This window comes from Endozoicomonas atrinae (assembly GCF_001647025.1).
GTDB lineage: Bacteria > Pseudomonadota > Gammaproteobacteria > Pseudomonadales > Endozoicomonadaceae > Endozoicomonas > Endozoicomonas atrinae.
The window spans coordinates 1-9,721 of the sequence record NZ_LUKQ02000205.1 but is presented as its reverse complement, the minus strand read 5'-3'; the positions used below and the strand labels follow the sequence as shown (position 1 = coordinate 9,721).

Annotated in this window: 7 protein-coding genes; 5 read left to right on the top strand and 2 right to left on the bottom strand. The window is 48.1% G+C overall.

Annotated features, from left to right (window positions below):
* Positions 1–187: 187 nt before the first annotated feature.
* Both AK963_RS21165 and AK963_RS21160 read left to right on the top strand, forming a co-directional pair.
* Positions 188–1,684, top strand: coding sequence for an MATE family efflux transporter (locus tag AK963_RS21165; RefSeq protein WP_066017413.1), 1,497 nt, complete (start codon positions 188–190; stop codon positions 1,682–1,684).
* Positions 1,685–1,941: 257 nt separating this feature from the next.
* The gene (locus AK963_RS21160; protein ID WP_066017412.1) at positions 1,942–4,887 is read left to right on the top strand and encodes a ricin-type beta-trefoil lectin domain protein; all 2,946 of its coding nucleotides are present in this window, start codon (positions 1,942–1,944) and stop codon (positions 4,885–4,887) included.
* 910 nt (positions 4,888–5,797) lie between these two features.
* Here AK963_RS21160 and rlmB read toward each other — a convergent pair.
* Both rlmB and AK963_RS21145 read right to left on the bottom strand, forming a co-directional pair.
* Entirely contained in the window at positions 5,798–6,532 is a 735-nt protein-coding gene (rlmB, locus tag AK963_RS21150) for a 23S rRNA (guanosine(2251)-2'-O)-methyltransferase RlmB (protein ID WP_066017410.1), read from the bottom strand.
* A 181-nt stretch (positions 6,533–6,713) separates the two neighbouring features.
* Positions 6,714–8,384 (bottom strand): FAD-dependent oxidoreductase, encoded by a 1,671-nt coding sequence (locus tag AK963_RS21145; RefSeq protein ID WP_066017409.1) that lies wholly within the window; start codon positions 8,382–8,384, stop codon positions 6,714–6,716.
* Between the two features lie 165 nt (positions 8,385–8,549).
* Between AK963_RS21145 and AK963_RS21140 the strand changes: the two genes are divergently transcribed.
* The 3 genes from AK963_RS21140 to AK963_RS34950 all read left to right on the top strand — a co-directional run bounded on the left by AK963_RS21140 (position 8,550) and on the right by AK963_RS34950 (position 9,637).
* The gene (locus AK963_RS21140) at positions 8,550–8,846 is read left to right on the top strand and encodes an ArsR/SmtB family transcription factor (protein WP_066017408.1); all 297 of its coding nucleotides are present in this window, start codon (positions 8,550–8,552) and stop codon (positions 8,844–8,846) included.
* A 61-nt stretch (positions 8,847–8,907) separates the two neighbouring features.
* Positions 8,908–9,327 (top strand): YeeE/YedE family protein, encoded by a 420-nt coding sequence (locus AK963_RS21135; protein ID WP_066017407.1) that lies wholly within the window; start codon positions 8,908–8,910, stop codon positions 9,325–9,327.
* 25 nt (positions 9,328–9,352) lie between these two features.
* Complete coding sequence (locus tag AK963_RS34950; protein WP_202969822.1) at positions 9,353–9,637, top strand: DUF6691 family protein; 285 nt, start codon at positions 9,353–9,355, stop codon at positions 9,635–9,637.
* The last annotated feature ends 84 nt before the right edge of the window (positions 9,638–9,721 follow it).

Below are 9,721 nucleotides of genomic sequence, written 5' to 3'. Positions count from 1 at the left end.
GTTACGAAGATATCGTGGATTGCTGCTGCGAGGCCTGGAACAATCTATGCGGCGAAGCTGGACGTCTATTCAGTTTATGCTCTCGTCAGTGGGCAGTTATACAGTAGTTAGAAAAAGCAATTGGTATAAGTTGCTCTTAGCTCTCAGCTCTCAGCTCATTCAAACCCATATAACCGTAAGGCTAGTTATGCCACACGTCCGTTTTACCCATGGCTCAACGATGCGCCATATCACCGTAATGAGCCTGAGTAATGCGGTGGGTATTACTGCGCTTTTTGTGGTTGATATGCGGGATTTGTTTTTCCTCAGCCTTCTTGGGGAAAAGTTTCTTGCTGCAGCCGTAGGGTATGCGAGCACCGTCTTATTTGTCACCACATCCATTGGCATCGGGCTCTCCATTGCCACAGGGGCATTATTGTCAAAAGCGATCGGAGCCCGGGAGCGGGATCGAGCCTGTCAGTTTCTGGCGAACACGGTGATCCTTGGTGGGCTGTCCACCAGCGTGATTGCTTTGGTGGTCTGGATGTATATTCCAGAGCTTTTGGAGCTGGTCGGTGCCCGCGGTGAAGTTCATTCACTGGCTACCCAGTACCTGAAGATTATGATTCCCTCCATGCCAGTACTGGCGATTGCCATGTGCTTTGGTGCTGCCCTGAGGTCTGTCGGGGATGCAAAGCGGTCAATGGGATCCACATTGTCCGGTGGTGCGGTTAATGCAGTACTGGATCCTGTGTTTATTTTTATGCTGGATATGGACATAGCAGGCGCAGCCATCGCTTCCGTCTTTGCCAGAACCACCATTTTCTGCACATCGGCATACGGTGCCATTAAAGTCCACAAGCTGCTGTGCAAGGTAAACCTGCAACAGTTTTACCGCGATATAGGCGATATTCTCCGCATTGCGATACCCGCCATTCTCACCAATCTGGCCATGCCCATCAGCTCTGTACTGGTTATGCGGGAGCTTGCTGATTTTGGCAACGGGGTTGTGGCTGGCTATGCCATTATTGGCCGTATCACCCCTGTTGCTTTCGGCGTCGTATTCGCATTATCAGGGGCTATTGGCCCAATTATCGGACAGAACCATGGAGCCCGGTTGCTTGGCCGTGTCAAACAGAGCCTTAAAAATGCCTACCTGTTCTCAACAGTCTATATAACCGTTGTTTCTATTATTGTTTTCCTTATACAGGACTATCTTGTGCTGCTTTTCCGCACGAAAGGGGAAGCTACTCAGATTATTCACTTTTTCTGTACCTGGATTGCCATCAGCTTTGTCTTTAATGGTGCGTTATTTGTTGCGAACGCCTCGTTTAATAATCTGGGTAAGCCTGGCTGGTCGACATTATTTAACTGGGGTAAAGCCACTATTGGTACCGTGCCTTTTATCATGGTGGGAGGAAAAATGGATGGTGCCTTTGGTGTGTTATCAGGACAGGCCATTGGCGGCATTGTGTTCTCCGTATTGGCTGTCTTTTTCTCATTCAGGTTGGTCAATCAGATTGGGCAGAAGGTAGCCAGTGAACAGGCAGACCAACCACTTGAGCAGATCCATGTCGAAGAAGAAATTTCCATCCCTTGTCCTCTAAGCCCTTTGGCGTCCGATTCTGCACATTTGGGACAACTCGCCCAGGAAGCAGAATGTCAGGAAATTGCGGAGGAAGAGTCAGCGAAGGGTACAAACTGAACGGCCTTTATGAACAACCTAATTGGAGGGGAGCAATCAGCCGTAGAAATATTCAGCAATATATAAGCACACAATCAATGACCGCGATTTTTGTGAATTTTTTTCATGTTTTTTTGCGCAATTAAACGAACGTTTGTATAGTAATTTTTGGGAAATAAATTCATCAGTGCACTGGTGAATTGTTGACCAAGGATCTGTTGAGTTGAGGTTGTCTCCAGAACCTGGCTAATAATAAAAATAACATTCAAGAGATCTCCATGATAACAAAGCGTATAAGTCACAGCCTGTTGGCCTGTGCTGCCTTTCTATCGGCAGACATTCAGGCAAACACGACAGAAGAGGCCGTTCATGGCCTTGCCCAGGGGTGTTACTCCATCCAATCGCCGGAAAACGGCAATTATCTGAAAAAGTTTCACAAAGGTGGTGCTGTTGATGACGGGCTCAGCTACCGTTTCGAAAGCATCAGCGCAGATGATGCAGCCCGCTTCTTTATGAAACCAACGTCGTTTTTTAACTACATGTTGACCGACGTAGACGGTCGATATCTGGCCTCTCACCTGCCGGCAGAAATCAGTGCCGGGCGCTATGCCGGTGAATACGCTGAATGGCGTATCAGTGCTGAGCCTTCCTCCGATGGCAACTATCTGTACAGTTTCCACGGCAATGGTCTGGACAGACAACTCCGACATAACTGGACGGATGGAGGCCTCTACTTTTTTGACCTGCTGAACCCTCATGACTACACCAGCGAAGCCCAGTTCAAGCTGGTTGCCCAGAGTGACTGTACTCCTTTCCCAGAAGTAGAAGTCAACGTTGCTGGCAATATCGATGGGCTAAAAGGGGATCCGGCTGCTCCCGTTCGTGGTTATGTGGACCCACACACGCATATTACTTCCTATGAATTTATGGGCGGTAAGATGATGCATGGTGAGCCTTTCCACCGCTGGGGGGTTGAAGAAGCTCTGAAAGACAGTAAGGACATCCATGGCCCAGACGGTTCTCTGGACATCATTGGTAACCTATATGCGTTTAATGATGTCAATTTCCGCTACGACACCCGTGGCTGGCCAGAATTCCCCTTCTGGCCAAACCATAAGTCGTTAAGCCATATGGGGTATTACTACAAGTGGATCGAACGGGCTTACCTTTCCGGACTGAAGCTCATGGTCACCCACCTTGTGGAAAATGAAGTACTCTGTGAAGTTCAGTCCACGGTCAATCCCGGCAGCTGGGTGAACCCAAACAGCTGTGACACCATGGACAGTATTCGCCTGCAAATCCAGAGCCTGAATGATATGCAGGATTACATTGATGCTCAGGCTGGAGGCCCCGGAAAAGGGTTTTTCCAGATAGTGACATCACCGCAGGAAGCACGTCAGGTAATGGCTAATGGTCAGATGGCGGTTCTGATGGGAGTAGAAGCATCTGAAACTTTCAACTGTGGACAAAAGGACAAATGCAACCGTAATACCGTTGAGAGCGCACTTAATGAGCTATATGACCTTGGCGTTCGTAGTATTTACCCAACCCACAAATTTGACAATCAAATAGCGGGTTCCAGGGTAGAAAATGGCTTTATTAATATCGGTCAATGGCTGGCAGGAAACCGCTTCTTTGAAACCAAAGAGTGCGATGCTGACACCAAAGGAGCTGCCTTCACTTCTGGATTCCCATTAATTGGTGATGTGCCGTTTATTAAAGAGATTCTCGATACCGCCAACTTGAATCCGGAGTACGATGAGACAATTGAACACTGTAATAAGTACGGTCTATCTCAACTAGGGGTTTATCTAATCAACCGCATGATCGATAAGAACATGCTGATTGAGATGGATCATATGAGTCCGGATACCGCTGATGCGGTAATGGATATTGTGGAAGCCCGTCAATACAGCGGTGTTGTCACATCCCATAGCTGGATGAACTCAGGTAGTGACGGCAATATCCACAAGAATGCCAAGCGATTAATTGAAGCCGGTGGCTTTGCCGCTCCCTACAACGCTGATGCCAATGGGGTGGAACATCGGGTTTCCCGTTATCTGGATCACGTCGAGCAGACGCCTTACCTCCAGGGTGTTGGCCTTGGCACCGATATGAGCGGCCTTGGTGGACAGCATGGACCTCGTAGCAATGCCGATACCGATCCCCTGGAATATCCATTCACCTCTGAATTTGGTCTGGTCTTTAATAAACAGAAGTCTGGTAACCGGGTATTTGACTACAATCAGGAAGGCATGGCGCATTACGGTATGCTGGCAGACGAGATTCAGGATATCCGTGAGCAGGCTTCAAGCCGTGTCTATGAAGCCGTCATGAACTCAGCTGAAGCCTATCTACAGATGTGGGAACGGGCTGAGGGCAATACCAGTGTCGCTTATATTGATCCTCTCGAGCCATTTGTGAAGATCTTCAATCGCAAGGCCAATCGCTGTATGGATATCAATGGCCATGACAACAATCTGGTCAATGGCGCCAATGTCCAGCTTTGGGATTGTGATGATGAGTCCTTTGATCAGCACTGGATTTTCAATAAAACAACCGAGATGTTTGAAAACCGCGCTGACCGCAGCAAGTGTCTGGATAACCGTGGACAGGCTTACAATAATGGTGAAGTTGTGATCTGGGATTGTGTTGACAGCGACAACCTTCGCTGGACTTACAATATGAACACACTGGCCAGCAAGCATAACCCCAATATTGTTGCTGACGCCTACGGCTACGACAATGGTGATAATGTTGGCCAATGGGAATATCACGGTCGCAGATGGCAGGAGTGGGAGCTTCGCCCTGAGTCAGCCATTCACCGCTGGGTAGACTTCCGTGATAAGCGTAAGGGCAAGTGCTGGGATGTTACCAATGGCAATACAGCCAACGGCACCAAGATTCAGTTGAAGAGTTGTAACTCCTCTCCAGAGCAGCAGTGGTACTTTGATCCAGTCAAAGGTACGATCAAAAGTCAGCTGCCAGGTAATAAGTGCATGACTGTACCGGCAGGCAGTATTGGCAACGGTCTTCAACTGGAAGTTGCCGACTGTGATGAAAACAGTATCAACCAGCAGTTCAATAAAGACGGTGCAAAATTCAGTACCCGCCTAAACGGCACTATGGTTATTGATGCAGCAGGTACCAACAGTGGTGACCCTATCGTCTTGTGGGAGCACAACGGTGGCGATAACCAGAAGTGGAGGGCTGGCTTGAATTAACCCCCCCCTTAAATCACGATAAAAGCCAGCTCACTTGAGCTGGCTTTTTTATTGACTAATCGCAGGATCCCCCAGGTGCAGCCGGAACTGGGGGGTCACAATTTATGCAGCAATACTCACCTCCCTGCGGCTGAAGACAACTATTGCAATAGGCAAACAAGATCCAGAGAAAGGCACACCAACCGCTGCAGTCACAACAGACCGAATGCATTGGAAACCGTCCAAGCTCCATTAACCAGCCATTCGTGGGGTTAGGCCAGGTTTTCAAAGCTAATGTCACCTGTTCCATTTTTTGATCTAACGGTACCCGCAAAGGATCTTTAAACTTGAAGCTTAGATTGCCCCCTGAACTGGCAACCAACTCAAGACGATCATGGATTTGCATGTTTCGCCAGCCACTTTCCGTCTTATACTTTAACTCCAATGAAGAAAGTACCAGCGTATTTTTAATACCTTTATCGAGGTACCCGGCAAGCTCAGGCAAATTTGACAGATCAACGGTCAAAAGCTGATGTATATGCTCTTGCTTCATACCATCCAGCCAGTCAACCCTGGGTGACGAAAGTATCAATGTATCCCCTCTCGTTATAGTTGCTGTAGGCGATGTTAGATAGAGACCCCGCCCCTCCATCTCTACAATCAAAGGCCCAGCCACAGGCTTTTCAGTACCAGAATAAGTAAAAGCACAGAAACTGGATAACAGTAAGAAAAATAGCACCCGGGACTTCATAAATTGGAGACCTCTTAAGGTAGCAACAGTAGGGAGACCGGCCTGTGATAAAGGCGAGAAGATAGCCACGCCATTGAAATGGCCATAAGAAGAACAGGCTTAAGGATAGGAATCGCTGGCTACCCGCATGAGAACAATTTGAGATAGCCAACCGAGAAGAAAAAGCGATGAGGAAAAAGGTTACTGTCTCTGTCGAACAGCCTCAAACAAACACACCCCTGTAGCAACCGACACATTAAGGCTACTGACTGAACCTGCCATTGGAATAAAGATCAGCGAGTCACACAGGTCTCTGGTCAATCGACGCATCCCTTTACCTTCTGCACCCATAACCAGTGCCAGAGAGCCTTTTAAATCTGACTGATAGATATTGCCGGAACTTTCACCAGCCGTACCAATCATCCAGATACCTCGCTCCTTGAGCCATTCCATACTCCGTGCAAGATTGGTCACCTGAATCAGAGGTACATTGTCCGCAGCACCACAAGCCACTTTGGTTGCTGTGGCATTCAGACTGGCTGATTTATCTTTGGGTACAATAACCGCATGCACTCCTGCTGCATCTGCTGTCCGCAGGCAGGCTCCCAGGTTATGAGGATCCGTAACACCATCCAGAATCAGAAGAAATGGCGGCTCATCCAGTCCATCCAGAATATCTTCCAGGTCTTCTTCCCGGTAAACCCGGGCAGCAGACACTCTGGCCATAATGCCCTGATGAACACCATCCGCTTTGGCATCAAGACGGCCGCGCTCCACGAATCGGACGGAAACTCCCTGATCTCTGGCCTGATCAACCAGTGCATTGATTCGCTTATCAGTACGCCCTTTCTGAACCTGAAGTTCCAGCACTCTCTCGGGCGACCGTTCAAACAGGCTCTGCACCGCATGCAGGCCAAATACTACGTCATTGCTCATTGATTTCTCATCTGAAAGCCTTAACAGGCCAGGGAATTAAAACGGGATTTTAGCAAAACCGGGAAGGAAGGAGCTATTGCTGATATTTTAACAATAGCTGCCAGGATAAGCATGACATATGTACTTCTTGAACGAATGTCTTGGTAATACAGGGTTACTTTGGTTGGTTAGCAACTTATTATCAATGAGCCATTAACCAGGTCTTATAGCCACCCGCTAAATTTGCCGCTTTAAAACCATTATTAACCAGCTGCCTGAAAGCTACATAGCCCCGCAAGCCAACCTGGCAATAAACAATAATCCTTTTGTCTCTGGGAAGCTCTTCCTGACGTCCACGCAGCTGATCCAGTGGAATATTGACGGCCCCGGGAATAGCACCTTGCTCAGCGAACTCTTCAGGATTTCGAACATCCAGTAAAAGACTGTGTTCAGGCAGGCGATCAATCGCATCGTAATGAATAATAGTTAAATCATCTTTCAAGATATTAGTTGCCACAAACGCAGCCTGATTAATAACATCCTTGGCACTGCCAAAAGGTGGTGCGTAGGTAAGTTCCAGGTGCTGCAACTGTTCAACGGTCATGCCTGCCCTGATAGCAACAGCAATGACATCAATACGTTTATCAATACCCTCTTTACCCAGTGCCTGCGCTCCCAGCACCTTGCCAGTAGCACGATCAAAGATCAGTTTCAGTGAGACCGTCTCTGATCCAGGGTAGTAGCTGGCGTGACTGGCTCCATGGACATAGACCTTTTCATAATCGATCTCTTCCCGTTTAAGCGCTTTTTCATTTTTACCGGTGGCCGCTACGGCAAGGTCAAAGACTTTACAAATAGCAGTTCCCTGAGTTCCCTGGTACGCCTCATGTCGTCCCAGCATATTGTCGGCTGCGATACGTCCCTGACGATTGGCCGGGCCAGCCAGAGGTACCAGTGCAGGTTTTCCTGTCATAAAGTCACTGTCTTCTATGGCATCTCCCACGGCATAAATATCCGGGTCACTGGTCTGCATGTAAGCATTGGTCGCAATGCCTCCCAGCGGGCCTAAGGCTAATTCTGCCTCACGTGCAAGAGTTGTCTCAGGCCTCACGCCTACCGCCATGATCAGCAGTTCAGTTTTAATGGTGTCACCATTACTCAGCATTAACGACAAATGACCGGTTTTACCTTCTGTTGTTGAAGGGTGAAACTGGATACTTTCCAAAGCCACACCCAACTTCAAATCAATGCCTTTGTCCACTATTTCTTGATGTAGAAAAGCAGCTATTTCCGGGTCTACGGGCGCCATGACCTGATTCGACAGCTCGACCAGTGAGGTCTTAATCCCACGGTGATGGAATGCTTCCATCATTTCCAGACCAATAAACCCGCCACCAATCACAGTTGCATGTTCAGGCTTATTTTCGGCAATGGCATTGAGAATATTGTCCATATCAGGAACATTGCGAAGAGAAAACGTCAGCGGATTCTCAATCCCATCAATGGGTGGAATCACGGGAGCCGCTCCCGGGCTCAATAGCAGCTTGTCATAGGACTCTATGGACTCTGACTGATCCAAACAATTTCTGACCGTCACTGTCTTATCCTGCCGATTAATACGAACAACTTCTGAATGAACCCGCACATCTACATTAAAGCGATTGAGAAAGCTGTCTGGGGTCTGGAGCAACAAAGCATCCCTTTCTTCAATCTCTCCGCCAATATGATAAGGCAGGCCACAGTTAGCAAATGAGATATAAGGCCCACGCTCGAACAGAATAATTTCAGCACTTTCGCTCAAACGACGAGCCCGTGCCGCAGCAGAAGCTCCGCCCGCCACACCGCCAACGATAACAATCTTTTCAGTAGACACCGGCTTTTCTCCCTTCTCTTAAGCAACAAATGCCTGATAATTTATTAGAATAATCTAATATAGTCCACACTTAATTAGAAATATCTAATATAGTATTGACTGAACTAAGTCAGTTGGTAGGATGGGGATTATTTTGACGACGGCTAATAATGAGGCCTACTTCCTATGATGCTTGAAGAGATGCAAACCAGAGCCTCAGAAGCTGCCGGTATTCTGAAAATCATGTCCCACCCCGAGCGCCTTATGGTGCTTTGCCAATTGGTTCAGGGAGAGATGGGTGCAGGTCAGCTGCAGGAATGCTCAGCACTGAGTCAGTCAGCATTTTCTCAACACCTCACGGTATTGAGAAAACATGAGCTAGTTAAGTCCCGCAAGGAATCACAGCAGGTATTTTATTCGCTGGCAGATCCACGGGTTGAAGAGATTCTCAAAGCGCTTTACAGCGTATTCTGTGATCCCTGATTCACCGAACTCTGTTTACCCAGAGCAATCTCCATAACCACAACAACACAAAGGAAGCTTTATGGAGTTCACAATTCCATGGTCGTCTTTACTGGGCGGAATGCTCATGGGCAGCGCAGGACTACTGCTGTTGCTCTTTAATGGAAAAATTGCTGGCATCAGCGGAATCCTGGGAGGGTTGGTCTCTCCAGGGCGGAATGACTTCCTGTGGAGGCTTCTGTTCATCGTCGGGATGATCGGTGGCGGCTGGCTCTCCATGCAGATTCTGGGAATCACCTTTCCGGAAACCTATAACGCATCAACCCTCATTATCCTGTTGGCGGGACTACTTGTTGGTATCGGTTCCGGGGTTGGTAACGGCTGTACCAGCGGCCATGGAATATGCGGTATCGGGCGTCTTTCTATCCGCTCCGTTATTGCTACCTGTGTCTTCATGGCAATAGCGGGCATTACCGTGTTCATCCGTCTGCATATGGTTTAAGGACCCGTATTTAAAGGAGAGCGTTATGAATTATGCGATTGCATTGCTGACCGGCATGCTATTCGGTATTGGAATGGCACTGTCAGGCATGGTAAACCCCGAGCTGGTGACTGCATTTCTTGATGTCAGCGGTCAGTGGAACCCGACCCTGATGTTTGTAATGGGGGGAGCCCTGGCAGTGTTTATACCAATTGAATTTTCTAACTACTGTATAACTGCCCAATCACGGGAGCACAGACTGAACAGTCGACCAGCTTCGCTGCAAAGGTTATTCCAAGCTTCACAGCAACAATCTACAATATTTTCATAACCTGAAAATGCTTTGTTTGATAAGTCATGCTCCCGCATCCACTCCCATAGCCTTTCTGAGCTGTTTAACTCCGGTGCGAATGGT

Bases quoted from the DNA above. Each gene is read 5' to 3' on its own strand.
- AK963_RS34950 (WP_202969822.1), top strand. From the start codon at position 9,353: ATGAATTATGCGATTGCATTGCTGACCGGCATGCTATTCGGTATTGGA.
- AK963_RS21165 (WP_066017413.1), top strand. From the start codon at position 188: ATGCCACACGTCCGTTTTACCCATGGCTCAACGATGCGCCATATCACC.
- AK963_RS21135 (WP_066017407.1), top strand. From the start codon at position 8,908: ATGGAGTTCACAATTCCATGGTCGTCTTTACTGGGCGGAATGCTCATG.
- AK963_RS21160 (WP_066017412.1), top strand. From the start codon at position 1,942: ATGATAACAAAGCGTATAAGTCACAGCCTGTTGGCCTGTGCTGCCTTT.
- rlmB (WP_066017410.1), bottom strand. From the start codon at position 6,532: ATGAGCAATGACGTAGTATTTGGCCTGCATGCGGTGCAGAGCCTGTTT.
- AK963_RS21140 (WP_066017408.1), top strand. From the start codon at position 8,550: ATGATGCTTGAAGAGATGCAAACCAGAGCCTCAGAAGCTGCCGGTATT.